This is a genomic window from Arthrobacter sp. zg-Y40 (assembly GCF_020731535.1).
Classification (GTDB): Bacteria; Actinomycetota; Actinomycetes; order Actinomycetales; family Micrococcaceae; genus Arthrobacter_B.
The window spans coordinates 118457-143403 of the sequence record NZ_JAJFZS010000003.1 but is presented as its reverse complement, the minus strand read 5'-3'; the positions used below and the strand labels follow the sequence as shown (position 1 = coordinate 143403).

Below are 24947 nucleotides of genomic sequence, written 5' to 3'. Positions count from 1 at the left end.
CAGCGCGGGAAAACGCACAAACTGCGGGGAAATGCCCATCACCTTCGCGCTTGCGGCCCCAGCGAGTCCTCCGTCCGGGCAGGCCCGCGCTGCCGCAGGCTCCGGCTATGGAACCGGTGCCGGCTCCGGTGCCGCGAGCTGGGCGCGGATTTCCTCGCCCAGCCGGTCCGTCATGTAGTGCCGCCACTGCGGCAGGCCGTGCACGTCGTCGTGCCAGAGACTGGCATCAATCGTCTCGTTCAGTTCCGCGCGCAGCCCGGCTGCGTCCGGCAGAGTTGCAAAGCGCAGCTGGACCGGGCGCTTGGTGGCGGCGGTGACGGTGAGGACAAACCCGCCGTCCTCATCCAGCCGACCAATCAGCAGCACCCCCGAGCGGCCCAGCCGGGTCAGGGACAGCTGCCGGAACGCGGTCCGGGCGCGCAGCGCGGCGGCGGGCACGCTGATACTGCGCAGCAGTTCGCCCGGTGCCAGCGCGGTGCGGCAGTCTCCCACCACCAGCTCGGCCACGGGAACCCGGCGGGACGTGCCGTCGGGGGAGTGGATCAGGGCAACGCCGTCCAGGGCCGCGGTCAATGCGGTCATGGGCCCGGCGGGCAGCCCGGTGCAGATGTTCCCGCCCACGGTGGAGACATTCCAGACCTTAAAGGAGGCCACAAAGGACTCACAGCACGGCCGCACCAGGTTCAGGGCCTGCCATTGGCGGTCCGCGGGGACGGCATCGGGAAATGCGTATAGTTCGGCGATGGTGCAGGTCGCAGCGATCTCCAGACCGGCGTCGGACACCGTCAGCGGTTCCCAGCCTGCGCCGGTGATGTCCAGCAGCCGCTGCAGGTCTTCGCTTCCGTTGGAATACAGCACCGTGCCCCCGGCGAGCCAGGCATCGCCCGGGCGCCACTGCTGCGGGTCCGCGGTGCGGACCAGCTCGGAAACGGTGGATATGTCCATGATGTCCCTATGAGGTTAATGAGGTGTGCGGGTGGATGGGGCCGCTCACGGCCCGCAGGGGCCGCCCGCTGGCAGCGGTCCCGGATCGGGCGGCCACGATCTCGGCGAAAACGGACACAGCCGTTTCCTCGGGCGTAGCGGCGCCGATGTCCAATCCTAGAGGTGAGTGCAGGGCCTGCAGTTCCGCCGCGCCCAACCCCGCAGCATGCAGGGCCGTCACGCGCTGGTCGTGGCTGCGCCGCGAGCCCATGGCCCCCACATAGCCCAGATCCAGGCGCAGCGCTTCGGCCAGCGCCGGCACGTCGAACTTCGCGTCGTGGCTGAGCACGCACACCACGGTGCGGGCATCCAACCTCCCCGCCGCCGCCTCCCCACGCAGGTACCGGTCCGGCCACTGCACCTGGACCGAGTGGGCGGCGGGAAAACGCTCCGGGGTGGTGAACACCGGGCGGGCGTCGCAGACGGTGACGTGGTAGCCCAGTAGCCGGCCCTGCCGGGCGAGGGCGGCCGAAAAATCATTGGCGCCGATCAGCACCAGCCGGGGCGGGGCCAGCCGGGACTCCAGGAACAGTGCGGGAGCGCTGCCTTCGCATGTCCCGCTACCCGGACCGTCCAGTTCGACGACGCCGGTGCGGCCCGCAGCGAGCAGGGGCGACAGCCGGGCGGCGGCACGTTGCAGGACACCCTTAGGGAGGGCAGCTTCTGGGCGGACATTGAGCAGCGCGGCCAGCTCCGGGCCGTGCGCGGCGAGCAATGCGGCCGGGGCGGCGGCAGCGGCGGGGCTGGCAACCAGCAGCGGAAGCTGGCGTGCACCGTCGCCGTCTCCGGCGGGGAGCGCACGGATCAGGGCGCACGGGGCGCCGGCCAACGCGGGGAACGTCCCCGCAGCCACGGGCTCCACCAGGACGTCCAGCGTTCCGCCGCAGCTGAGCCCGACGGCGAAGGCATCGTCGTCGCTGTAGCCAAAGACCTCCAGCCGCGCGCGTTCGTCCGCAAACACGTCCTCGGCCACTGCTATAACGGAGGCTTCCACGCAGCCGCCCGATAGCGACCCGGTGACCTGCCCGCTGCCGCTGATGAGCATGGAGGTGCCCACCGGCCTCGGCACCGATCCGGAAGCACGCACAATGGTGGCTGCGACGCATGGTTCCCCTGCGGACGCCAGCACCTCGAGCATCTCCAACACTGCGGCCTACCCTCCAAATTGCAGGGAAGCGTACCACGCTGTTCAGGCGGGCGGGATACCCCGGAGGTCAGCCCGAACCGGGTGCGGCGTCGGCATCGCTCCCGGCATCGCTCCCGGCTGCGGGCCCGGTCCGCCGCCCGGTCCGGGTGAGCAGCAGATAGCCGAGCAGCGCAGCACCCCACAGCAGGAACAGCGGATCCCACAGCCAGGCATGGCCGATCATTGCCGCCCTGTCATAGCCGGTTTCCGGGCGCACCAGCCCGCTCAGCACCGCATGGCTGACGGCCATGTTGGCGCCGCCGTAGAGCACCAGCAGCACCGCACCGGCCCAGCAGGCTGCCCGCCAGTAACCCGCCACGGACAGCTGGCCGTAGGCGAGGGCCACCGGAAGAAGTGCAGCGGCAATTTTGATCAGTGCCACCACTGCCAGGATCAGCCCGGTCCGCAGCGGCTCCAAGACGGACTGCTCAACCGCCCAGCGACCCACCGTGTCCAGCAGCCACTGCCCGCCCACCGCCCAGTACAGACTGAACGCAGCGTGCACCAGACCGGCTGCGCACGCCGTCCAGATGCACCAGAGGCTCAGATCCCGGCGGGTGTCGGCGTCCATCGCCTTCCATTGTGAGAAGCAGGCCAGGGCACCGGAACCCGCGCCGGGCAAACGCCGGACGGTGTTGACAGAAAACTACCGGCCGGTAACGCGGGGGGCTCCCGAAGGTGCCGGACAGAGCCCGGCACACAGAGGAGCGACATGAAGAACGCGACGAAAAGAACGGCCGTCCTATTGTCCACCGCCGGCCTGATGGCCGGCTCCGCGGTCCTGGCACTGCCGGCAACGGCCGCGATGACCGAGTGCGAACCCGGTGATATTCGAACAGTCTTCGAGCCCGGTTCGGTCATTCCCGGCATGGGAGCGCCGCGGGAATCGGCGACCCTCACCAACTCCTCCGCAGAAGCCACGCCGGTTCCGGCGTCCCGGATGGCTGCTGCCGCGTCTTCCGTCAAGGTCCCCGAGTCCGTCTCCCTGACGGACGTCCTCTCTACCCTGAAGTCGGACCATGGCATGGATGCCTTCGAGGAGCAGACTTGGAGTGCCGGCCAGAAAATTGGCGCCATCACACTGTCCCCGGGCCAGTCGATGGATGTCACTTACGGGTTCAACGAAGTTGCCTTTACCGGCGCGCAGCAGAGCTGCCAGCTGGACGGCCGGTTCGGTTCTGAGACGAGCTTCAGCGGGACGGCGCCTACCGGAGAGTACGTCCGGTACGCGGACCCCTATACAAATCCTTGACACCTTCGGCGCCGCTCGCCCAGACTGTCCGGAATATCAATTGCGTCTGCCGGAAAGATCGATTCAAGTCGGCGCAGCCGATGGTCAAGGGCGTTCAGCGCCGGCTGCCGACGCAGCCCTAGGGAAAGCTGACACCCGTGTCCTCAGAACCAGCGCCGGACGCCCCGGATCACAGGGCGTCCGGACCGGACTTCCTCACCGCATTCAACACCGCACGCTTCGCTGAGGCGGAAGCCATGCTGCGCCCCTGCCTGGACATTCCCCGCTGGTGCAACGAGATTGCCGCAGCCCGGCCCTTCGCCACCGCCGGGGAGCTGCTGAGCTTTGCTGAACTGGCGGCCCCGGACTTCACCGAAGCCGAAGTCGACGGCGCCCTGGCGCACCATCCGCGGATCGGCGAGCGCCCGGCCGGCTCCGGGGTTGAAGGCGCCTTTTCCCGCAGCGAGCAGGCCTCCGTCAGCGGCTTGTCCGGCGTCAGGGACCGGCTGGGTGCAGGCAACCGCGCCTATGAGGACCGGTTCGGCCGGGTGTTCCTGATCCGCGCCGCCGGCCGCAGCGCCGAGGAGATCCTGGCCTCGCTCCAGGACCGCCTGCAGCACACGGTAGAAGAAGAACTGCCCGTCATCGCTGCCCAGCTGCGCGATATCGCCATCCTGCGCCTGGACGGACTGCTCCACCCATGACCCGCCGCCGCGTCACCGAGGCCGAAGTGCAGGACGGCACCGGGCTGCGCGGCGTCGAACTGGCGGCGCCGGCGTATCCAAAGGCCTCGTCGCCGCCCTCTCCGCCCGCCAGATTCGCTGCTTCCGAAAAGGTCCAGTCATGAGCACCCCGCCCCCGAATACCCCACGGCCCGGCACCTCCGCACCGCGCTACTACGCCCCCGGTGGCGGCCTGCCCGCCCAAACCGAACTGCCCACCGGCCGGGCCGTGGTCACTGAGGCCTACACGGTGATTCCCCGCGGGGTGCTGCGCGACATTGTCACCAGCGTCCTGCCCGAATGGACGGACACCCGCACCTGGATCCTGAATCGCCCGGTGGCCGGCGGCACCACCACGTTCGCGCAGTACCTGGTGGAGGTGGGCCCGGGCGGCGGCTCGCGTGCTCCGGAACCGGAAATGGAAGTGGAGTCCTTCGTCTTTGTCCTGGAAGGCACGCTCACCGTGCGGCTGCTGGGCACCGACCACCCCCTTCCCCCGGGCGGGTTCGCCTACCTGCCGCCCGAAGCACTCTGGGGCGCCTTCAACGATACGGACGAAACGGCCACGTTCGCCTGGATCCGCAAGGCCTGGCAGCCGCTGGCCGGGCGCACCCCGCAGCCGGTGTTCGGCAACGAGGCGGAGATTGAACCGGTGGGCATGCCGGGCGCGGACAACAAGTGGCGCACCACCTCGCTGATCCCCGTGGACGACGTCGCCTATGACATGCACATGAACGTGGTGACCTTCGAACCCGGGGCAGTGAGCCCGTTCGCCGGAACCCACGTGATGGAGCACGGGCTGTACGTGCTGGAGGGCAAGGCCGTGTACCGGCTGAACCAGGACTGGGTGGAGGTGGAAGCCGGCGACTACCTGTCCCTGCGCGCCTTCTGCCCGCAGGCCTGTTACGCCGGCGGGCCCGGCAACTTCCGCTACCTCCTCTATCAGGACGTGAACCGCCAGGTCCTGCTGGGCGGCCGGCGATGAGCGGGCCGGTTTCGGTCCCGGTGGGAGATGCCCGGGCCGCTGGTTCCCGGACCGGCTATTCGGTCAACTGCTCCATCCTCTTCACCGAGCTGCCGCTGCTGCAACGTCCCGCCGCGGCCCGGGCGGCGGGGTTCGACACCGTGGAATTCTGGTGGCCGTTCGCCGAACCCGTCCCGCCGGAAGCGGACGTGCGCGCCTTCGAGGCAGCCATCCGTGATGCCGGGGTGCAGCTGGGTGCCCTGAATTTCGACGGCGGAACCATGGAGGCCGGGGAACGCGGGCTGCTCTCGCTGCCGCACCGCGGGGCGGATTTCCGCGCTAACGTGCAGGTGGTGGCCGGGATCGGCGAACGGCTGGCCTGCCGGTTGTTCAACGCCCTGTACGGCAACCGGAGCCCGGAGTATTCCCCGGCCGAGCAGGACGCCGAAGCGCTGCGGAACCTGCGCGAAGCTGCCGCCGCCGTCGCGCCGTTCGGCGGCACCGTGCTGCTGGAACCGCTCAGCGGCGCCCCGGACTATCCGCTGAAAACCGCCGCGGACGTCTTCGCGGTGCTCGCGGACCTGCACGGCGCCGGAACGGACAACGCGGCGCTGCTCGCGGACCTGTACCACCTGGCCGTGAACGGCGACGACGTCGCGGCGCTGCTGGCCGGCGGAGCCGCTGCCCGGTTCGGGCACGTGCAGATAGCCGATGCGCCCGGCCGGGGTGCACCGGGTACCGGGCAGCAGCCGCTGGTGCAGTGGATCTCCGACCTCCGGGCCGGCGGCTACCGCGGGGAGGTTTCCCTGGAGTACCGGGCACCGCTGCGGGATGCGTTTGCTTGGCTGGAGGACCCCGGCGCCTGTGTGGGGAGCTGACGTGGAAGGGGGCCGCAACAGAGGCCCCGGCGCGCCCAATGAGGAGGGACCCTACTGATACCGGCGTCACACAGGTGAGGGTGCCCACAATGACGGCCGTCGCATTTTAGGAACCGTGCGCCCTGAAAGTAGGGTCTACTTATGGCCCCATTTCGAAACAGCCGCGCGGCTGCGCTCCCCGCAAAACTCTCCCGTTCCTGGCTGCTGGCCTCCGCAGCCAACGAAGCGAACTTTGCACCGGCGCTCGCTTCTGAGGCTGATTCCGTGGTCTTCGACATGGAAGACGCCGTCCCCGCGCTCGGCAAGGCCGAAGCCCGTGAACGCGTTGTCGAGGCACTGTCCACCGGCATGACCGCCTGGGTGCGGGTCAACGGCATCGAAACCGATTACTGGGCTGATGACCTGGCCGCCCTGTCCAAGGCTCCGGGCCTGCGCGGCGTGATGCTGGCCATGACCGAAAAGCCCGAGCAGGTCACCCACACCGCCATGCGGCTGCAGGCCGGCACCCCGGTGCTCGCCCTGGTGGAATCCGCCCTCGGCATTGAAAACGCCACCGCCATTGCCAGCGCACCCGGCACCTTCCGGCTCGCCTTCGGCGTCGGCGACTTCCGCCGCGACACCGGCGCCTCGGACGAGCCGATGGCCCTGGCCTATGCCCGCTCCAAGCTCGTGGTCGCCTCCCGCGTGGGCCAGCTGCCCGGCCCCATCGACGGCCCCACCGTCGGTGCCCTGGGCGAGAAGCTGCTGGACGCCTGCAAGGTCACCCAGAGCATGGGGATGACCGGCAAGCTCTGCCTGATGCCCGAGGCCGCGGACTTCATCAACCAGGGACTGTCGCCGAGCGAATCCGAAATCACCTGGGCACACGAGCTGCTCGAAGCGCACGCGGCCGGCGCCGTGGTGGGCGACGGCTCCTACCTGCCGCGCCTGGCCCGTGCACAGAAGATCTCCTCGCTGGCCGATTCCTACGGACTGTGGAACGCCTAAGCGGTTTTTAGCCGGCTGACCAGCGGCGGTTTCTCACCAGCTGGTCAGCCGGCCGCGTCCGCCCGGTCCAGCAGCCGCAGCACCATCCGGGTCAGGGCAAAGGCAGCGTCCATGTCATAGTCCGGCTGGCTGATGTCCGCGAACAGATGCGCCGCGCCCGCATACAGGATCAGGTCCGCGTCCGGGCTGGCCGCGGCCAGGTTCTCCGCGGCGTCCAGGTCGCCCTCCTCCACGAAGTACGGGTCGGCGTCCATGCCGTGGATTTGCACCGGCACCGCTGCGGGCCAGCTGTCGGCGAAGGTGCCCAGCGGTGCGCACGCGCTAATCAGCACCGCACCGCGGGCGCCGGGCCGGGTCTGCGCCAGCCGCTGCGCCGGCATCACGCCGAGTGAAAAACCGATGTAGACCATCTCCGGCGGAAACCGCTCGGCAATCCGCACGCCCAACTCTTCGACGGTGTCCATACCGAGCTCGGCGGCGTACTCGATCCCCTCGTCCAGGTTCCCGAAGATCCGCCCGTCATAGAGGTCCGGCACGGTCACGGTGTGCCCGGCCTCGCGCAGCACCTCAGCGAAGGCGTCCATCCCCGCGGTCAGGCCCAGGGCGTGGTGGAAGAGCAGGACGTTTGCCATCGGTTCTCCTAGGGCTCGACGAGGATGCCATCCTCGTCCGCGTACAGCACCGCACCGGGACGGAAGGTGACGCCGCCGAACTCTACGGGCACATCCACCTCGCCGACAGAGTTCTTGGCGCTCTTGCGCGGGTTGGATCCCAGCGCCTTCACGCCCAGCGGCAGCTTGGCGACGGCGGTGCGGTCGCGGATGGCGCCGTTGATAACGACGCCGGCCCAGCCGTTCTCCACGGCGGCCCCGGCAATCAGGTCCCCCATCAACGCGGTGTTCAGCGACCCGGCGCCGTCGATCACCAAGACCGCGCCTTCGCCCGGGGAGTTCAGGAGCGACTTGATGATGCCGTTGTCCTCCAGGCAGCGCACGGTCCGGATGGGGCCGGTGAAGGCGGTGTGTCCGCCCAGGTCCTGGAACTGCAGGGGCACGGAGGCCAGCTCGTCGCCGCGCTCGTCATAAAGGTCAGCTGTGCTCAGTCGGGTTTCCATGGCACCTACTGTGGCAGAGGCCGTGGCCGCAGCCGCGCTGCCACGCCGCCGCCGGCCAGGTGCGAGGCTAGGCCGTGGCGGGCTGGGCGTGGTCCTTGAGGACATCCACAATCTGGAGCAGGTCGCCCACGGAGCTCGAGCGGTTGTCCCGTGTGGACTGGGGCCAGCCGCCGGGCAGCCCTTCGTTGTAATACAGTCCGTCGGCCAGCAGCGTGATGGCCCGGGCGATGGCCGGATCGCCCACTTCCTGCTGAACCATGTCGAACCAGCTGCTGTGGATCTGCTGCAGCAAGTCGGAGGCCGTGGGATCCGAAGCCTGCGCCAGCCGGACCACGCCGATCAGCGCCCGGTCCAGCGGGCTGCCCACGTATACCGAGCTGCGGACGAGGTACCGGGCGGGACCTTCGGGATCCTCCCGCATGGCCTGCAGATCGACGTCGGCCAGCTCGCGCAGCCGCTCGATCAGCGCCCCGGCCATCGCTTCCTTGTTCTTGAAGTGGTACAGCAGGCCACCCTTGGAGACCTCGGCGCGTGCCACCACGGCGTCCAGGGTGGCACCGCGGGGGCCTTCGTTGATCAGCAGTTCCTCGTAGGCATCGAGGATACGGTCCCGGGCGGGACGAGAGTTGGGCATGCTTTTACGCTACGCCATGAGCGGACTCAAATGCGGGCATTTGGAACCATACAGTCTAGACGGTACAGTAGCTAGTCGAGGTTTTCCCTCACGAAATCCAAACACTTCAGAAGGAGGATGCCGTGCTGGCGGTTCAGGAAAGGCCCGCAGAAACGCGCGCTGGTAAGCGCGAATGGTGGGGACTTGCTGTCCTGATGCTGCCGGTTCTGTTGATCTCCATCGACAACAACGTGCTCAGCTTCGCCATCCCGTCGCTGTCCCAGGCGCTGGCCCCCAGCGGCGTGCAGCTGCTGTGGATAGTGGACATTTACGCCCTGATCCTCGCCGGACTGCTGGTTCCCATGGGCAGCCTCGGGGACCGGATCGGACGCCGGCGGCTGCTGATGATCGGCAGCGTGGGATTCGGCGTGCTCTCCCTGGTGGCGGCGTTCTCCGTTTCGGCCACCATGCTGATCCTGGCCCGCGCCCTGATGGGTGTCTTCGGTGCCATGCTGATGCCCGCCACGCTGTCGCTGATCCGCAACATCTTCACCGTGCCTTCCCAGCGCCGCGTGGCGGTGGCCATCTGGGCAGCCGGTTTCTCCGGCGGCGCAGCCCTGGGCCCGATTGTGGGCGGCGTGCTGCTGGAGCACTTCTGGTGGGGCTCGGTCTTCCTGCTCTCCATCCCCGTGCTGCTGCCGCTGCTGATCTTCGGCCCCATCCTGCTGCCCGAATCCAAGGACCCGAGCCCGGGCGCGGTCGATATCCTCGGCGTCGTCCTGGTTATGGGTTCGATGCTTTCGATCACCTACGGCATCAAGACCTTCGCGCACGACGGCGTGGTGCCCGGCCTGCCGATCATCCTCGCCGGCCTGGTGCTCGGCACCTTGTTTGTGCGCCGCCAACTGCACCGCGAGAAGCCGATGCTGGATGTGCGGCTGTTCCGCAACCCCATCTTCACCGGCTCCATCAGTGCCAACCTACTCAGCCTCTTCGCCATGGTGGGCTTCATCTTCTTCCTCTCCCAGCACCTGCAGCTGGTGGTGGGGCAGTCGCCCATCGAAGCCGGCCTGACCATGCTGCCCGGACTGGTGCTGACCATCATCACCGGCCTGGCCGTGGTGCCGCTGGTGAAGCACTTGAAGCCTGCCTACGTGGTGGCCGGCGGGCTGCTCTTCAACGCGGCCGGCTACGCCCTGGTGTTCTTCGCCGGGGAATCGGTCACCGTGATGGAACTGGTGGTGGCGTTCCTGTTCCTCGGCGTTGGCGTGGGTGCGGCGGAAACCATTTCCAATGACCTGATCCTTGCCAGCGTGCCGCCGTCCCGGGCCGGCTCCGCGTCGGCGATCTCCGAGACCGCCTACGAAATCGGCTCCGTGCTGGGCACCGCGGTACTGGGCAGCATCCTCACCTCCGCCTACCGCACCCACGTCACCGTGCCGGACGGGCTGAGCCCCGAGCAGGCGGCTTCCGCCGGGGAAACCCTGGGCGGGGCCTTCGACGCGGCGCAGTCCCTGCCGGCGGAGAGCGCCTCGGCCCTGCTGCACTCGGCCCAGGCCGCGTTCGACTCGGGTGTCAGCCTGACCTCGCTGATCGGCGTGCTGGTGATGGTGGCGGCCGCTGCCGGCGCCGTCGTGCTGCTGCGCAAGGCACCCGCCGGGCACTAAAAGGCCGGGCCTCCCGGTGCCCTGCCGCGCGGTGCCCGCTAGTCCCGGTGCGGCCGGGCCGGGAAGTCTTACGTCTGCAACAAGAAATCATTCAAGACGTTGACTTCTTTCACACCACGACGCTTGTGCCCCGCTGGGTGACACTCAATACTCGTGATCCCACAGCCCGTACGGATCGAGCTGGGTGACCAGAGGAGTTGACTCAATGAAGAGTTCACATCGAGGACTGCGTCAGTTCGGGTTTCGGCGGCGGGCCGCCAAGGTGGCGGGTGCAGCCGTCCTGGGTGCAGCGCTCGTTGCAGGTGCCTCGGCCCTGCCCTCAGCGGCAACGGCTTCGCACGGCCACGAGCAGGGTCATCAGGGCCTCGAGGTGCAAACCCCTTTTGGGAAGGTGCGGGGTGAGGAACGGGGGAATTCGCAAGCCTTCCTCGGTCTCCCCTTCGCACAGGCTCCCGTGTATGACCTGATGTGGAAGGCGCCAGTGGCCCCGGAGAAGTGGAAGGGGGTCCGGGATGCCACCGAGCAGGCACCCGCATGCCTTCAGTTCGAGCCGACAGGCGTCAAGAACGATCAGCCGACCAGTCTGGATTGCCTGTATTTGGATGTGTACCGTCCGGCACGGATTCCGCGGGGCACCCAGCTCCCAGTGATGGTTTTCTATCATGGTGGCGCCGGAACCCAGGGATCAGGCGTGCTGTACGGCGGCCAGACCCTCGCCGACCGGGGAGACGTCATTGTTGTCAGTACCAACTATCGCCTCGGCGCTTCGGGGACCCTTGCCCTGCCCGCACTCGACGCAGAGAACCCGGACGTGGGCGGGAACTTCGCACTCCTGGACCAGATTGAAGCGCTGAAGTGGGTGCAACAGTCCATCTCCTCCTTCGGCGGTGACGTCAACAATGTGACCATCTTCGGGCAGTCAGCAGGCGGCGGAGCGGTCTGCCGGCTGCTGGCGACACCGCTCACCGAGGGACTCATTGACCGTGCCGTGATTCAGAGTTCGGCCTGCACTGCCGGTGAGATCACCAAGGAAGAGGCTCACGCCAGCGGACAGTCCTATGCGGTTGCAGCAGGGTGTGCCGACGGCCCGAACCAGCTCGACTGTCTCCGAAAGGCCTGGCCCGCCGCCCTGGTCAAGGCGCAGGCAGTGGTCAACCGGACCAGTGCCTACACTGGCACGGCGGTGCTGCCCCAGTCGGCGGGGGCTGCAATCGCTGACGGCAACTGGCACAAGGTTCCCGTGATCGTAGGCAACACCCGATGGGAGCAGAAGCTCCAGAACCAGCAGCTGGCAGACATTACCGAGGCCGAATACGAGGCGATGGTGATGGAGGACTATGGAGACATTGCCGGTCCGCTGGTTTTGGCCGAATATCCGGCAAGCGCGTATGAGGCGCCCTTCTATGCACTGGCGTCCATGCGCACGGATGCTGGAGCCGGTTGTTCGGTGGATAGGAACGCGAAACTGTTCCTCGGACAGGGCGTGCCCGTCTACCGGTATCTCTTTGAGGACCCGGGCAGCCCAACGCTGTTTGGGTTCCAACCCGAGGGAATAGATATGTCCAGCGCCCACAGCGCCGAGTTGGCCTACCTGTTCGACTTCACGTTGGGAGATCGCCCGCTCACCGATCAGGAGCAGGAGTTGGGCCATTCGATGCAGGACTACTGGGCTGCGTTCGCCAAGTCGGGAGCACCCACTGCGCGGGGCGAGCTGAAGTGGCCGGCTTACACCCTGGCAGGCGACCAGGCGATCGTTTTTGCGCCGGAGGTTTATGTCACGACCGGGCTGTACGACCTCCACAACTGCGCGTTCTTCGAGTCGCTGCCGGCAGCATAGTTGCGCAGCCGGGCGGCGGGAGGGTGCGTCAAGGCTCTCCCGCCGCTCTGACTTTCTTTTGGACCCGCCAGGGCCGCATCGCCGTCGTCGGCCGTAAGGGCTTCCGCCCCGCTGGACCCGGCCGAGCTAGTCCCGGTGCGGCCGGGCGATCAGGACCGAGCAATAGGCGTGGGACGCGACCGCGGCGCTTACGGAGCCAAGCAGCAGTCCGGCAAAACCGCCCCGGCCGCGGTTGCCCACCACCAGCATTTCCGCTCCCCGGCTGGCTTCCATCAGCACCCTGGCGGGCTGGCCGGCCACCGCTTCCTGGGTGAGGTCCTCCGGAGCTCCGCTGCCCTCGAACGCCGCGTCCACCGCCTCGGCCAGTGCCCGCTCCGCTTCCACCCGCGGTGAGAACTCCGAGGTGGGAAACGGCATGGCCAGCATGGCCGGGTACTCCCAGACGGTGACCGCCTGGATCCGGCAGCCGAGCAGCTCGGCGAGCCGGGCCGCCATGCGCAGCGCGGCAATGGACTCCTCCGAGCCGTCCATGCCCACCACAATCCGTTTCCGGTGTGCCTCAGCCATGGGGGCTCCTTCCAATGTTTGCGTCCAGATACCCAGCAGTGTGCGCTTTATGAAGCGGTAATGGCCAGAGCACGGCGGCCCGGCCCAAATAGGATGTGGCATATGCCTGCCCTACCCGGATCCGCCCGGACAACCACCGCCATGACCACCGGGCTCCTATTGGTCCTCGCCCTGCTCTCGGCCACCGGCCCGTTTGCCACCGACCTGTACCTGCCCTCCTTCCCGCAGATGGCGGACCAGCTGGGCGCTTCGGCCACAGGGGTGCAGTTCACCCTCACCGCGTTCCTGATCGGCATGGCCGCCGGGCAGCTGGTCTTTGGGCCGTTCTCGGACCGGTACGGCCGGTCCCGTCCGCTGCTGCTCGGCTCGGTGCTGTTTGTGCTCGCCTCAGTGGTCTGCGCCGTGGCCCCGAACCTGCCGGTGCTCATTGCCGGCCGGCTCTTCCAGGGCCTGTTTGCCTCCGCCGGCGTCGTGATTGCCCGTGCCATCGTGGCGGACCTGACCTCCGGGCTGCCGCGGCCCGCACCTTCAGCCTGCTCATGACCATCGGCGGCGTTGCACCGGTGCTTGCCCCCACCGTTGGCGGCATCCTGGCCGGCAGCGTCGGCTGGCGCGGAGTGCTCTGGGTGCTGGCAGGCCTGGCCGCTGCCATGCTGGCCGGGGTGGCCGGCGTCGTGCGGGAAACCCGGCCGGCGGAAAAGCGCAGCAGCGGGCCGATCCTGGGCGGTCTGGCCTCGGTGCTGCGCCGCCGACGGTTTGTAGGTTACGCGGTGCTGTTCGCCTCCACCTTCGGCGTGCTGATGGGCTATATTTCTGCGTCCCCGTTCATTTACCAGAGCCTGATGGGCCTTTCTCCGGCCGGTTACGGGGTGGCCTTCGGCATCAATGCCCTTGGCCTGGTGCTGGCCGGATTCATTTCCGCCCGGCTGGCCCGCACGGTGCCGCCGCGCCGTACTGTCAGCATCGCCGTTCCGGTCCTGCTGGGTGCGTCCGCCGTGCTGCTGCTCTTGGTGCTGCTCGATGTTCCGCCGCTGCTGCTGGCCGTGCCGATCTTCCTGGCCGCCTCTTCGGTGGGCTTCATCATGGGCAACACCACCAGCCTGGCCCTGGCCGAGGCGGGGTTTGCCGCTGGCAGCGGTTCGGCCGTGCTGGGCAGCGGACAGTTCCTGTTCGGTGCGTTGGTCTCCCCGCTGACCGGGATTGCAGGCGAAGACACCGCCCTGCCGCTGGCCCTGGTCATGTGCGGCTCCGGGCTGGTGGCCCTGTTGGCGTTGCTGGCCACCCGCGCGCCGTCGTCGGCTCCCGACTTGAGCCGGAACGGGAACCGGGCATAGGGTGATAAGCATACTTACGTTCGCGTGAGTGACCGCCTTTTACGGCGGCCCGTATCCGGACCGCCCGAATGGACTGACCTACCGAAAGTGGGAACTTCTGTGACAAACGGCAACAAGACGGACCAGTACACCTTCCAGAACCCCGTGGACCGCTACCCGAGCATCGCTCCGCCCGTGCAGGACCAGTCGGAGCCCGGCCTGGACAAGGACATGGCCCCGCATGTGGACCACGGCGAGGACACCTACCGCGGCACCGGGCGGCTCGAGGGCCGCAAGGCACTCATTACCGGCGGCGATTCCGGCATCGGCGCGGCCGTGGCCATCGCCTTCGCCCGCGAGGGTGCCGACGTCGCCATCTCCTACCTCCCCGAAGAGGAGCCCGACGCCGCGCACATCGCCGAGGTGGTGGAGGCAACCGGCCGCAAGCTCGTGAAGCTGCCCGGTGACCTGAAGGACCCCGCGTACTGCAGCCAGCTGGTGGAAGATGCGGTGTCTGCCCTGGGTGGGCTGGACATCCTGGTCAACAACGCCGGCAAGCAGATTGCCGTGGAGAACCTCGAGGATCTCTCCGACGAGCAGCTGGACCACACCTTCAAGACGAACATCTACTCGTTCTTCCGGGTGACCAAGGCAGCACTGAAGCACCTACCGGCCGGTTCCAGCATCATCAACACCACCTCGATCCAGGCCTACCAGCCCTCCGCTGACCTGCTGGATTACGCCAGCACCAAGGCCGCGATTAACAACTTCACCAAGGGCCTGGGCCAGCAGTTGGCACCCAAGGGCATCCGCGTGAACGCCGTGGCTCCGGGTCCGTTCTGGACCCCGCTGCAGCCTTCGGATGGACAGCAGAAGGACGCCCTGCCGACCTTCGGCCAGGACACTCCGCTGGGCCGCGCGGGCCAGCCGACCGAACTGGCTCCGGCCTACGTCTTCCTGGCCTCCCCGGAATCCAGCTACGTGATCGGCGAGACGCTGAACGTCAACGGCGGCACCCCCGCGCCGTAAGCGTTGGTTTCCGCTTAACCACAGGAAGGGCCCCGCAGTTGCGGGGCCCTTCCTGTGTGTTGTGCGCTGGGTATTAGCGGTTAACCGTCTCTTCGGTGCGGAAGTCGGCGCGGTCAATGCGGCGGTGGAACCGCATGCCGGCCAGGCCACCAAGGATGGCGCCGATCAGGGTGACCACCAGGCTCGCGGCCACGGCAAGCCAGGTGCCGGCGCTCACGTTCTCCAGGTTCTCCGGCAGCGGGGCCACGGAGTTCAGCTGGCTGATGCTGCGGATATCGCTGCCGTAGATCAGGCCGAGGATGACGACGACGGCGGCGGCGATCAGCGCCCACAGCCAGACGGCGAGTCCCTGCTTAAGCCCGTTGAAGCGTGCCATCCGGCCGGCCACATAGCCGCCGGCGTAGTAGGAGAGCAGCAGCACCACAAGCATGATGATGGCGCCGATGATGCCCGCGGACTGGTTGGCGGCGGCTGATTCCAGTGCCGCACCCAGATTCGTTTCAGCGGAGAGGCCGATGGCGGCGCCGATAGCCGCGGCCAGTGCCGAAAGCAGCACCACCATGCCGGTGGCGGTCAGCCAGCCGAAGAAGGCCGAGCCGAACTTCATGCCGCCGAAGCGCTCCTTTTCCCGGGCCAGCAGTGCTTCCCGGTTGGGGAGGGCAGCTTCGCGGACCACGCCGTCACGGTCGGCGTCGTCGTGACGGGTGCCGTGGGCGTCGCGTACATCCCGGTCTGCGCGGTCGGTGTGCCGGTTGTGGTCCGTCTCCTCCGGGAGGTCCCGGCTGGCCGTTACCGGGGCAACCCGCGTGCGGGTGTCTTCGGCGTGGCGGGAGTCCGTCGCGGGGACCGCGCGCGTGGCGGTGTCCTCGGTGGCGGGGACCGCGCGCGTACGGGTGTTCTCGTCGGCGGTGTGGCCAGCGGTCGGGTGCTCATTCGAGACGGCCGATGCAACCCGCGAGTCCTCATATCCGTCTGCGGGCTGGGCCGTGTGGCTGCCCGTGTGGCGGCCGGTACCCTCAACCGGAGTGGTTGCAGGTGCGGAGTCCGTGCGGATCACCCTGGTGCCGGTATCTTCGGTGCCGTGTTCCGGGGCAGTGCGGGCGGCGTCATCGGCAGCGGGCCGGTCTGAGCGGTCCCGCATCGGACCGCCGTCACCGGCGCCGCGGCCGGCCGCGGAAGCGTTAGAGGTGTTCCCTGGTTCGGTGCTCATTACTGCATCTCCTGTTTTCCGTCCGGTGATTCGGGCTGAAGATGCCACCATATAAGCATCCTTACTAATTTCTCCACCCGGCGGGCTGGGCAGTTTGCGGAATTTCCGGGCACCGGGCCGCCGAATCGCTCCGTTTTGGGGAAATTCGACCGGTTTGGGAATTCCCTGCCACTTCAAAACGGCAGCAGAATCCCAAACTGGCAGCAGAATCCCAAACCGGACGCCAAACCACTCCCGGGAACCAAAATGCGCAGGTGGCCCGAAACCGGTGGAAGACTGGTGCCATGGATCCCGACCTTCTGATAACCCTCGTCGCAGCCCTGGTGATCGCCGTGGGGCTGACCGGCATTGTGGTGCCCGTGCTTCCCGGCAGCATCCTGATCATCATTGCCCTGCTGGGCTGGGCCTACGGCGTGCAGAGCCCGGCCGGCTGGTGGACCTTCGGGATCGGCGCGGTGCTGCTGGTCGCCGGCATGCTCGCCAGCACGTTCCTCACCGGGAGGCGGCTGAAGGAACGGAAAATCCCCACCCGCTCCATCGTCGCCGGTGTGGTGCTGGGCGTCGTCGGTATGTTCACCATCCCGGCAGTCGGGCTGTTCGTGGGATTCGCCGTCGGCCTGCTGCTGAGCGAGTGGCTGCGCCAGCGGGACCTGCGCACCGCATGGTCCTCCAGCCTGGCCACGCTGAAGGCCATGGGGATCGGCATCCTGGCCGAACTCGCGCTGGCGCTAACCGCCGGCGGTATCTGGGGTGCGGGCGTCTGGGTGCACTTCGCCACCCGCTAGGTCGACGACGACGACGGCCAGCCAGTACCGGTGCCGGCAGCACCCTTCCCGCGCCGCAGCACCCTTCCCAGGCGGCAGCACCCTTCCCGCGCCGCAGCACGGACCAGTAGGCTCTGGACATGAATGAGCCCGGGATCAACCGCCGTCTCCGGGCAGTGGAGGACCTCCTCACCTTGATGGACGGCCTGTTTGTCCAGGACGCAGTGCGGTGGACCGAAACGGCCGGGGGAGCATGGTGGAACTCCTTTTACTCCGACCGGAGCCGTCCTGTCCCGTTCTTCGCGGACAAACCAGATGAAAACCTTGCCGCACTGGTCCGGAACACCCTGCGTGCACCAATCCGAGTCTTGGATCTGGGCTCTGGACCGGGACGCAACGCCCTGTTCCTCGCGGAGCAGGGCTGCACTGTCGACGCCGTGGACCTCTCGTCCACCGCGGTCGAGTGGGGGAAGGAACGGGCCCGGGACCGAAATCTCGACGTCGCTTTCACCTGTGGCGACGCGTTTACGCTCCCGCCGGAGGCAATCCCCGGACCTTACGGACTGGTCTACGATTCCGGCTGCCTCCACCATCTTCCGCCGCACCGGCGGATCAGCTACCTGCAGCTGCTTGAGCGCACGCTAGCCCCGGGCGGCTACTTCGGCCTGGCCTGTTTCGCCAGCGGGCAGATGGGGTCCGAGCTCCCCGATGACCAGCTGTACCGGGACGGACAGTTCGAGGCGGGCATGGCCTTCAGCCCGGCAGATCTCCGCTGGATTTTCGAGGACTTCGAAGAAATCGCGATTCGGCCCATGATTCCCCAGGGCAAAGACTCGCCCTTGTTTGGAGAACCGTTCCTGCTCACCGCACTTTTCCGCAAGCCCGAGGCCTAGAGGCCCGCTGCCCCCGCCCCGACTACTCCGCCGCGGTCACGAATTCCGCCAGGTTCCGCAGCTGATCCACCCGGCACTCGGGCTTCACGTACATCATGTGCCCGGCCTCGTAGTAGTGGTGGCTGAACCGGGCCCGGGCGGCGTCGTCCATCCGCAGGTGCGCCCACACGTATTCCGCGGCGAAATGCGGGGTCGCGCCGTCGTAATAGCCGTAGTCCACATGCACCCGCAGCGCCGGAATGTGCACCAGCAACCGTTCCAGGGTGCCGGTGACATCCACCGGGACGCCCTCGAAACTCTTGTAGCTCCACGGCCGGACCCGGCCGGTAAGGATTTCGTAGGGCAGGTCATTCTCGTAACCCAGTTCGGCGCGCAGATAGTGGTTGACCGCTGCCGAGTAGGGACCGTTGATTGCCGTCATGCTCGGATCGTCCCAGTTGATCCAGTCCTGCTGGTGCGCCGGCGCCGCGGTGAACCGCCCGTCGATTCGGCCCACCGCCAGATTCTCTTCCCGCAGCAGCTCGGCCGAGAACATGGAGTAGTCCCAGCGCAGGTTGGTGCGGCGGATGAACCCCTCGCTCAGGGTGGTGATTTCCGCGAGCCGGCGGACGACGTCGTCGTACTCCTGCGCGCCCAGCCGGGACCCCTTGTGCAGGGCCAGCACGTAGTCCCCGGACGCGTACTCTTCGGCTTCCCGCACGACGTCGGCCAGCTCCCGGCCCGGATGGCGGCCGTGGTAGTGCGCAATGGCGGCGTACGTGGGCAGGTGCAGCGGATACGGGGTGTCCCGGCCCGGCGCGAAATCCAGGGTCGCCATGTTCAGCACCGTGGAGACCAGGCCCAGGCCGTTGACCGCCAGCCCGTAAGCGTCAAACAGTTTCCCCGCCACGGCGACGGCGCGCAGGGTGCCGTAGGACTCGCCCACCAGGTACTTGGGGCTCAGCCAGCGGTTGTTGCGGGTGGTCCATAGCCGGATCACCTCCGCCACCAGGTCCCGGTCCTCTTCGAAGCCGTGGAACTCGCCGGCGTCGTTGCCGTCCACTACGCGGGAGAAGCCGGTGTTCACCGGGTCGATCATCACGAGGTCCGCGTGCTCGAGCAGGGTGTCCGGGTTGTCCACCAGGCCGAACGGCGGCGGAGCCAGCGCACCGGCGTCGCCGGAAACCACCATCCGCGGACCGAGCAGGCCCATGTGCAGCCAGACCGAGGCGGACCCGGGCCCGCCGTTGAACGCGAACACCACCGGACGGCGGTTGGGGCCGGTCTCGGGAGCATCCGCAGTGTAGGCGACCATGAAAATTTCCGCCTTGGGCCGGAAGCCGTCCGACTTGCCGTCCTTGACCTCTTCCTTGCGGAACACCAGCCGGCCGGCGGTGGTGGTGTATTCCCGGCCTGAGGGCAGCGTGTGGCGGCGGACGGCGAAGTCGTCGCTCACGTCCACCCGGGCCCCGGCCGCGGCGGTGCCGGATGCGGAGGAGGCGCCGGGTGCGGAGGAGGCGCCGTCGCCGGAGATGCCGGAAGCCGGCGGGGCAGGGGTTTCGGGATGTTCCGGGGAGACCATGGCAAGCACACTACCTGCCCGGAACCGGTTAACCCGGGATCTCACGGACGGTTTCACTTTTCGGGGCGGGCAGCGTCCGCTTTGCTCTTCCATGCCTCCGGCCATCGGTCTACGTTGGGACCACCGTGACCGGCCGCGGCTCCCGACATGCGGGTTCTGTCTCGCGCGGCGGTCCCCAAGGTGCGGAGGAATTGCATGTTTTTCCATAAACAGGAACTCCAGTTCAAGTCCACCCCGGACAAGCCAGACGCCGTTTATGCCCGGAAGCTACAGGAGGTCCTGGGCGGCCAGTACGGTGAAATCACTGTGGCCATGCAGTACGGCTTCCAGTCGTGGAACTCCCATATACCGGGCAAATACCGGGATCTGCTCTACGGCATCGCCGCAGAGGAAATGGGCCACGTCGAAATGCTTGCCATCATGATTGCCCAGCTGCTGGAAAAGGCTCCGCTGGGAATTACCAATGACGCCGTCCAATCCGATCCGACGGTAGCGGCAGTGATGGGCGGCATGGACGTGCAGCACGCGATTGTTGCCGGTGCGGGTGCCCGCCCGGTGGACAGCAACGGCAACCCGTGGACGGGCGGTTACATCACGGCCAGCGGCAACATGCTGGCGGACTTCACCTCCAACGCCAACATCGAGATGCAGGGCCGCCTCGCCGTGGCTCGGCTCTATCACATGACCGATGACCATGGGATCCGGGACCTGCTGTCCTTCCTCCTGGCGCGGGACACAATGCACCAGAACCAGTGGACCACCGCGGCCCTGGAACTTCAGGCGGAGAACATGGAACAGCTTCCGGTCCCCAGCAATTTCCCGCTGAGCAAGGAATACCGGGAGGTGTCCTACCAGTACCTGAACTTCTCCGACGGCCAGCATGCGTCCGAGGGCTCCTGGGCGAAGGGCCCCACCCCCGACGGGCACGGTGAGTTCAGCTACCACGACGGACCCACGACATCGGCCCCCATGCCGCCGCCCACCCACCCCGATGTTCGGTTCTACGGCACCACGGAGGTGCCCAACACCGTGGAGAAGGCAGCGGGCAGCGCGCAGGACAAGCTCAAGAAGGAGTAGCGGCCCCGGGGGCGGCATGACCGGCAGAACCGGGCGCGGCAGCACGGCGCCCGGTCCTGCCGTGCCCGGACACGCCCGGTCTTGCCGTGCCCGGGCAAGCCGGACAACCTGCCCACTGGCTGTTTCCCGCCGCGGCGGGCCCCTCGGTAGGCTGGGAAACAAAGCACCCTGACTATCGAGGACGTCCTTTGATTCCGAAACTGCCCTCACCGGACAGCTCCCTGGCCTTCCTGCGCGAGGGCTACACGTTCATTTCTTCCCGCTGCGACCGCCTGGGCACCGACCTGTTCCGGACCCGGATTGCCGGCCGCCCCGTGTACTGCATGCGCGGTGCCGAAGCGGCGCAGATCTTTTACGACGGCGACCGGTTCAGCCGCAAGGGCGCCCTGCCGCCCACTGTGGTGCACCTGCTCCAGGACAAGGGCAGCGTCCAGACGCTCGACGGCGCCGCGCATCATCACCGCAAGGCTATGTTCACGGCCATGATGGCACCCGAGTCCATTGCCCGGATCGGCTCCATCTTTGAGGACGTGTGGTGCCGCCGCACCGCCGGCTGGTCCGGGAAACCCGTGGTGCTGCACGAGGAAGCCCGCTGGATGCTTACCGCCGCCGCGTGCGAATGGGCCGGCATCCCGCAGCCCGACGCCGTGGTGGACCGGCGGGCCGCCGAGTTCGGCCTGATGGTGGACCAGGCCGGGTCCTTCGGCCCGGCCAACTGGTGGGCGCAGCTGCGCCGCCGCAGTACCGAGAGATGGGCGCAGGGAATCGTCAGCGCCATCCGCTCCGGTTCGCTGGAGGTGTCGCCGACGTCGGCCGCCGGCTTGGTAGCCGGGCACCGGGACCCGGAGGGGCAGCTGCTGCCGGTGGACATTGCCGCGGTGGAACTGCTCAACGTGCTGCGCCCGATTGTGGCCGTGGCCCGCTTCATCACCTTCGCCGGCACGGCGCTGGTGGAACACCCGCAGTGGCGGCAGCAGTTCGCCGGCGGCAGCGACGACGACCGAGCCGACCTGGAACCGTTTGCGCAGGAGGTCCGGCGCTTTTATCCGTTCTTCCCGGCCATCGCCGGCACTGTGCTGAAGGACTTTTCCTGGAACGGCCACGACTTCCGGCCAGGTTCCTGGGTGATGCTGGATATCTACGGCACCAACCACGATTCCCGGCTGTGGCCGGATCCGGAGGCTTTCCGCCCCGAACGGTTCCGCACCTGGGATGACAACCCCTACCGGCTGGTGCCGCAGGGTGCCGGGCAGGTGTCCACGGCCCACCGCTGCCCGGGGGAGGGGCTGACCCTGGAACTGGTGAAAACCGCCGTGCGGCTGTTGGCCGAAGGCGGGTACGGGGTTCCGGCGCAGGACCTGAGCATCTCGCTGTCCCAGCTGCCCTCAATCCCGCGGTCCGGGCTGCTGCTCACCGCGGCCGGGCCCGCCGGCAGGGGTACGGTCTAGCCGGCCGCGGGCCCGGGCCCGGGTACGGGGTCGGCCGCCGGCCCGGTGCCGGTCCCGGTTGCAGAATGGCTGCTGTTCTTCCCGAAGTAATGCGCCAGGAAGAAACCCATCGCCACGGCTCCGGCGGTCACGGCCGCGCGGTTCCGCTGGTCCAGTCCGCCCCGGCCCAGCAGCGCGGCGCCGCCCACGGCGTTGACGGCACTCCAGGCGGCGTTGGTTACCGGACCGGAGAGGCCTACGCCGGGCGGCGAGGCAAACGGTGATGGAAACTGCCGGCCCTGCACGGCGCTGACGCCGTGCGGTACAGCGTTGGCCAAGAGCACCCCGGCGAAGAACTTGGAAACCATAGTCATGGGGCGAGCGTACCCCGGAGGTTCTGCCGCCGGTTTACGTTTCTGCTGCGGGTTTGAACCGGCAGCAGAAACCGAAACCGGCAGCAGAAGCGGAATGCTAGGCGACAGTGTTCTCTGCGGGACTCTTCGCGCTGCGGGCCCCGGCAGAGGTGAGGTGCGGAGCCGGCTTGGCGTAGAACAGCGACGCCAGCAGCGCCACGACAATCACGGCTGCCGGGAGGTACAGGGACTGGCCCATGGCCTCGGAATAGCCGGCCTTCAGCGCCTCCGGGAACGCGCCTGCGGCAGGTGCAGTGCCGCCGTCGGCCGCCCCGCCGCCCAGGTGCGCGGTCAGGCGGGACTGCATGATCGCAGCAATGGCGCTGCTGCCGATCACCGCACCGAACTGGCGCGTGGTGTTGTAGACGCCGGACCCGGCACCGGCGACGTTGGCCGCCAGGTTGCGGGTGGCGGTCAGCGATACGGAGGGCCAGATGCAGGCGTTCGCCAGGCCCATCAGCAGCATCGGCAGGACCAGCTGCCAGTAGGGGACATCCGGGCTGAGCAGTGCGCCGAGCCAGATCAGCGACGCCGCCATGGCCGCGAAGCCGAACACGGCGATGAACTTGGGATTGCCGCGCTGCACGGTTTTGCCCGCGAGCGGGGCCAGCACACCGGACAGCACCGCCATCGGGGCGAGCAGCAGGGCTGCCTGCGTGGGGCTGAGGCCGCGCACGTTCTGCGCAAAGAGGATCAGCGGCAGGGAGAACGCCGTCACGGCGAAGCCCATACCGGTGATGGAGATGTTGGCCAGGGAGAAGTTGCGGTCCCGGAAGAGCTTCAGGGGCAGCAGCGGCTCGGCCCGGTTCAGGCGCTGCCAGAGGACAAACAGGGCCAGCAGCACAATGCCGGCAATGATCAGCGACCAGACCGAAATGGGACCGGCAATGGTGCCCCAGTTGTAGCTTTCGCCTTCCTGGATGCCGAAGACCAGGGCGAACATGCCCGCGGCGCTGAGCAGGACACCCAGGTAGTCGAAGCGGTGCACTGAGGTGGAGAGTTTCGGTACCAGCCGGTAGGCGAGGATGAAGCCCACAATGCCCACGGGGACGTTGATGAAGAAGATCCATTCCCAGCCCAGGCCGTCCACCAGGACGCCGCCGAGGATTGGCCCGACCAGGGTCGCGACGCCGGCCGTGGCGCCCCACAGGCCCAGGGCGGTGCCGCGCTTTTCCGGCGGGAAGATCCGGGTGATCACGGACATGGTCTGCGGCGTCATCAGTGCGGCGCCGAAGCCCTGGAAGACACGGGCCAGGATGAGTCCGTCAACGCTGCCCGCAAAACCGCACCAGAGGCTGGAGAGGGTGAAGACCACCAGGCCGATCAGGTAGACGCGGCGCGGGCCGAAGCGGTCGCCGAGCCGGCCGGTGATCAGCAGCGGCACGGCGTAGGCCAGCAGGTAGGCACTGATCACCCAGATGACCTTGTCCAGGCCGGCGCCCAGGTCCTCCATGATGGCCGGGGTGGCGATGTTAACGATCGTGGAGTCCACCAGGATCATGAAGAATCCGATGACCAGGGACCACAGGGCAGGCCAGGGCCTGACGGTGTCCGGGGAGAGGTTTTTCAAGGTGCGTCGCTGCCGTTCGGAATAGTGGTGTCGGAAAAGGCCGAAGTCCATTCTTGCCCTGCGTGCCCTAGAGGCAAACCCGTGACGGTGCCCGCATATTCCGGCCTCCGGTAATCCGTGCAATCACCAGGCGTTGAAGACCGTGCCGTTGCGCGGCAGCCACGGCCCGGGACCGCCGTCGGGATGCCGGAAGGCCAGCGGCAGGCCGCGGCAGGCGGACCAGTCCGTTGAGTCCGTGACCTGGAGGTGGACATGCGGTTCGGTGCTGTTGCCGGAGTTCCCGCATCCACCGATCCGTGCACCTTCGGCGACCAAGGCGCCCGGCACGGCGGCAATCGATCCCCGGCGCAGATGGGCCAGCAGCACGTACGGGCCGTCGGGGGCGAGGGCGATGACCACGTGGTTGCCGGCAATGGCATTCGGTCCCTGCCGCACCCGGCCCGCCTGCGTCAGGGCGTAGGCGAGCAGCGCGGGCTGCGAGCGGCGCGCTTCGTGGTCGGGCTCGCCGTCGTGCACGGAGGCCACGGTGCCCGACGACGGCGCCAGCACCGGTGTGCCGAACCCGCGGAAATCTTCCGGCGCCTCGGTGGCGAACAGTGCCCGCCAGCCCGGCGGACCGGACCGGCCATGCCCGTCCACGGCCACGAAATCTATGGCGTAGGTAGTTCCGAACAGGTCCGTGCCGTGGCTGGGGACGCGGTTCGCCGGGCTGTTCTGCGTGAGCCAGCGGCCGGTGAACGGCAGGCCCAGGACAGTGGGTGCCGGTTCCGCCGGCGGCGGTGGCGGCAGGGCGGTGGACATGAGGACCTTCCGTGACTCGCCCGGGTCCTGCAGGGCTCTGCCGGTTGCATCCGGGCTGGGCTTAGGATGCGTGCAACCGGATTCCTGCAGCAAGGGTCTCAAATCGGGGTCCGTCGCACCACACTGTCCGTCTCGAACA

27 protein-coding genes are annotated in these 24947 nt (G+C 67.9%); 15 read left to right on the top strand and 12 right to left on the bottom strand.

What is annotated here, in order from left to right:
* Nucleotides 1-105: 105 nt before the first annotated feature.
* The 3 genes from LJ754_RS04370 to LJ754_RS04360 all read right to left on the bottom strand — a co-directional run bounded on the left by LJ754_RS04370 (nt 106) and on the right by LJ754_RS04360 (nt 2741).
* Nucleotides 106-945 (bottom strand): FAD binding domain-containing protein, encoded by an 840-nt coding sequence (locus LJ754_RS04370; protein ID WP_227925661.1) that lies wholly within the window; start codon nt 943-945, stop codon nt 106-108.
* 7 nt (nt 946-952) lie between these two features.
* Nucleotides 953-2122 (bottom strand): XdhC family protein, encoded by a 1170-nt coding sequence (locus tag LJ754_RS04365; RefSeq protein ID WP_227925776.1) that lies wholly within the window; start codon nt 2120-2122, stop codon nt 953-955.
* A 76-nt stretch (nt 2123-2198) separates the two neighbouring features.
* Nucleotides 2199-2741, bottom strand: coding sequence for a DUF3995 domain-containing protein (locus LJ754_RS04360; RefSeq protein ID WP_227925660.1), 543 nt, complete (start codon nt 2739-2741; stop codon nt 2199-2201).
* 141 nt (nt 2742-2882) lie between these two features.
* Between LJ754_RS04360 and LJ754_RS04355 the strand changes: the two genes are divergently transcribed.
* The 6 genes from LJ754_RS04355 to LJ754_RS04330 all read left to right on the top strand — a co-directional run bounded on the left by LJ754_RS04355 (nt 2883) and on the right by LJ754_RS04330 (nt 6952).
* Nucleotides 2883-3422 carry a hypothetical protein gene (locus LJ754_RS04355; RefSeq protein WP_227925659.1) on the top strand — a complete coding sequence of 180 codons (540 nt, stop codon included), beginning with the start codon at nt 2883-2885 and terminating at the stop codon, nt 3420-3422.
* A 137-nt stretch (nt 3423-3559) separates the two neighbouring features.
* Nucleotides 3560-4105 carry a 2-oxo-4-hydroxy-4-carboxy-5-ureidoimidazoline decarboxylase gene (gene uraD / locus LJ754_RS04350; RefSeq protein WP_227925658.1) on the top strand — a complete coding sequence of 182 codons (546 nt, stop codon included), beginning with the start codon at nt 3560-3562 and terminating at the stop codon, nt 4103-4105.
* On the top strand, nt 4102-4248 hold the full coding sequence (locus tag LJ754_RS04345; protein ID WP_227925657.1) for a hypothetical protein: 147 nt from the start codon (nt 4102-4104) through the stop codon (nt 4246-4248). The genes uraD and LJ754_RS04345 overlap by 4 nt, the downstream gene beginning before the upstream one ends.
* Nucleotides 4245-5108, top strand: coding sequence for a bifunctional allantoicase/(S)-ureidoglycine aminohydrolase (locus LJ754_RS04340; RefSeq protein WP_227925656.1), 864 nt, complete (start codon nt 4245-4247; stop codon nt 5106-5108). Before LJ754_RS04345 ends, LJ754_RS04340 begins: the two co-directional genes overlap by 4 nt.
* Nucleotides 5105-5965 (top strand): hydroxypyruvate isomerase family protein, encoded by an 861-nt coding sequence (locus LJ754_RS04335; protein ID WP_227925655.1) that lies wholly within the window; start codon nt 5105-5107, stop codon nt 5963-5965. The genes LJ754_RS04340 and LJ754_RS04335 overlap by 4 nt, the downstream gene beginning before the upstream one ends.
* Nucleotides 5966-6106: 141 nt before the next feature.
* A complete protein-coding gene (locus LJ754_RS04330; RefSeq protein WP_227925654.1) occupies nt 6107-6952 on the top strand; it encodes an HpcH/HpaI aldolase/citrate lyase family protein in 846 nt (281 codons plus the stop codon).
* 44 nt (nt 6953-6996) lie between these two features.
* Here LJ754_RS04330 and LJ754_RS04325 read toward each other — a convergent pair whose 3' ends face one another.
* The 3 genes from LJ754_RS04325 to LJ754_RS04315 form a co-directional block, all read right to left on the bottom strand.
* A complete protein-coding gene (locus LJ754_RS04325) occupies nt 6997-7584 on the bottom strand; it encodes a dienelactone hydrolase family protein (protein WP_227925653.1) in 588 nt (195 codons plus the stop codon).
* Nucleotides 7585-7592: 8 nt separating this feature from the next.
* Entirely contained in the window at nt 7593-8066 is a 474-nt protein-coding gene (rraA, locus tag LJ754_RS04320; protein ID WP_227925652.1) for a ribonuclease E activity regulator RraA, read from the bottom strand.
* A 67-nt stretch (nt 8067-8133) separates the two neighbouring features.
* Nucleotides 8134-8700, bottom strand: coding sequence for a TetR/AcrR family transcriptional regulator (locus LJ754_RS04315; RefSeq protein WP_227925651.1), 567 nt, complete (start codon nt 8698-8700; stop codon nt 8134-8136).
* Nucleotides 8701-8822: 122 nt separating this feature from the next.
* Between LJ754_RS04315 and LJ754_RS04310 the strand changes: the two genes are divergently transcribed.
* Together LJ754_RS04310 and LJ754_RS04305 are read left to right on the top strand one after the other, a co-directional pair.
* Nucleotides 8823-10346: an MFS transporter gene (locus tag LJ754_RS04310; RefSeq protein ID WP_227925650.1), complete on the top strand. Its 1524-nt coding sequence runs from the start codon at nt 8823-8825 to the stop codon at nt 10344-10346.
* 205 nt (nt 10347-10551) lie between these two features.
* Entirely contained in the window at nt 10552-12183 is a 1632-nt protein-coding gene (locus tag LJ754_RS04305; RefSeq protein ID WP_227925649.1) for a carboxylesterase/lipase family protein, read from the top strand.
* Between the two features lie 126 nt (nt 12184-12309).
* Here the strand turns inward: LJ754_RS04305 and LJ754_RS04300 are convergent, their stop codons facing one another.
* Entirely contained in the window at nt 12310-12750 is a 441-nt protein-coding gene (locus tag LJ754_RS04300; RefSeq protein ID WP_227925648.1) for a universal stress protein, read from the bottom strand.
* A 102-nt stretch (nt 12751-12852) separates the two neighbouring features.
* Between LJ754_RS04300 and LJ754_RS16835 the strand changes: the two genes are divergently transcribed.
* The 3 genes from LJ754_RS16835 to LJ754_RS04290 all read left to right on the top strand — a co-directional run bounded on the left by LJ754_RS16835 (nt 12853) and on the right by LJ754_RS04290 (nt 15092).
* Nucleotides 12853-13293 carry an MFS transporter gene (locus LJ754_RS16835; RefSeq protein WP_269439684.1) on the top strand — a complete coding sequence of 147 codons (441 nt, stop codon included), beginning with the start codon at nt 12853-12855 and terminating at the stop codon, nt 13291-13293.
* Nucleotides 13290-14084 (top strand): MFS transporter, encoded by a 795-nt coding sequence (locus LJ754_RS04295; protein WP_269439683.1) that lies wholly within the window; start codon nt 13290-13292, stop codon nt 14082-14084. The genes LJ754_RS16835 and LJ754_RS04295 overlap by 4 nt, the downstream gene beginning before the upstream one ends.
* A 99-nt stretch (nt 14085-14183) precedes the next feature.
* A complete protein-coding gene (locus LJ754_RS04290; RefSeq protein ID WP_331461505.1) occupies nt 14184-15092 on the top strand; it encodes an SDR family oxidoreductase in 909 nt (302 codons plus the stop codon).
* Between the two features lie 73 nt (nt 15093-15165).
* On the opposite strand, the gene LJ754_RS04285 is transcribed toward LJ754_RS04290, so the two are convergent.
* The gene (locus LJ754_RS04285) at nt 15166-16302 is read right to left on the bottom strand and encodes a TIGR04086 family membrane protein (protein WP_227925647.1); all 1137 of its coding nucleotides are present in this window, start codon (nt 16300-16302) and stop codon (nt 15166-15168) included.
* 284 nt (nt 16303-16586) lie between these two features.
* Here LJ754_RS04285 and LJ754_RS04280 point away from each other — a divergent pair, with 284 nt between their 5' ends.
* Together LJ754_RS04280 and LJ754_RS04275 are read left to right on the top strand one after the other, a co-directional pair.
* Complete coding sequence (locus tag LJ754_RS04280; protein ID WP_227925646.1) at nt 16587-17087, top strand: DUF456 domain-containing protein; 501 nt, start codon at nt 16587-16589, stop codon at nt 17085-17087.
* A 119-nt stretch (nt 17088-17206) separates the two neighbouring features.
* Nucleotides 17207-17959 (top strand): class I SAM-dependent methyltransferase, encoded by a 753-nt coding sequence (locus tag LJ754_RS04275; protein WP_227925645.1) that lies wholly within the window; start codon nt 17207-17209, stop codon nt 17957-17959.
* Between the two features lie 22 nt (nt 17960-17981).
* Here the strand turns inward: LJ754_RS04275 and LJ754_RS04270 are convergent, their stop codons facing one another.
* Nucleotides 17982-19520, bottom strand: a complete 1539-nt coding sequence (locus tag LJ754_RS04270; protein WP_227925643.1) for a S10 family peptidase — start codon at nt 19518-19520, stop codon at nt 17982-17984.
* 195 nt (nt 19521-19715) lie between these two features.
* Between LJ754_RS04270 and LJ754_RS04265 the strand changes: the two genes are divergently transcribed.
* Nucleotides 19716-20597 carry a manganese catalase family protein gene (locus tag LJ754_RS04265; protein ID WP_227925641.1) on the top strand — a complete coding sequence of 294 codons (882 nt, stop codon included), beginning with the start codon at nt 19716-19718 and terminating at the stop codon, nt 20595-20597.
* Between the two features lie 188 nt (nt 20598-20785).
* The gene (locus tag LJ754_RS04260) at nt 20786-22045 is read left to right on the top strand and encodes a cytochrome P450 (RefSeq protein WP_227925639.1); all 1260 of its coding nucleotides are present in this window, start codon (nt 20786-20788) and stop codon (nt 22043-22045) included.
* Here the strand turns inward: LJ754_RS04260 and LJ754_RS04255 are convergent.
* The 3 genes from LJ754_RS04255 to LJ754_RS04245 all read right to left on the bottom strand — a co-directional run bounded on the left by LJ754_RS04255 (nt 22042) and on the right by LJ754_RS04245 (nt 24808).
* On the bottom strand, nt 22042-22398 hold the full coding sequence (locus LJ754_RS04255; protein ID WP_227925636.1) for a hypothetical protein: 357 nt from the start codon (nt 22396-22398) through the stop codon (nt 22042-22044). The two genes, LJ754_RS04260 and LJ754_RS04255, sit on opposite strands and share 4 nt — an antisense overlap.
* Nucleotides 22399-22495: 97 nt before the next feature.
* Nucleotides 22496-24058 (bottom strand): DHA2 family efflux MFS transporter permease subunit, encoded by a 1563-nt coding sequence (locus tag LJ754_RS04250; RefSeq protein WP_227925634.1) that lies wholly within the window; start codon nt 24056-24058, stop codon nt 22496-22498.
* Nucleotides 24059-24130: 72 nt separating this feature from the next.
* Entirely contained in the window at nt 24131-24808 is a 678-nt protein-coding gene (locus LJ754_RS04245) for a M23 family metallopeptidase (RefSeq protein ID WP_227925633.1), read from the bottom strand.
* Nucleotides 24809-24947: the final 139 nt, after the last annotated feature.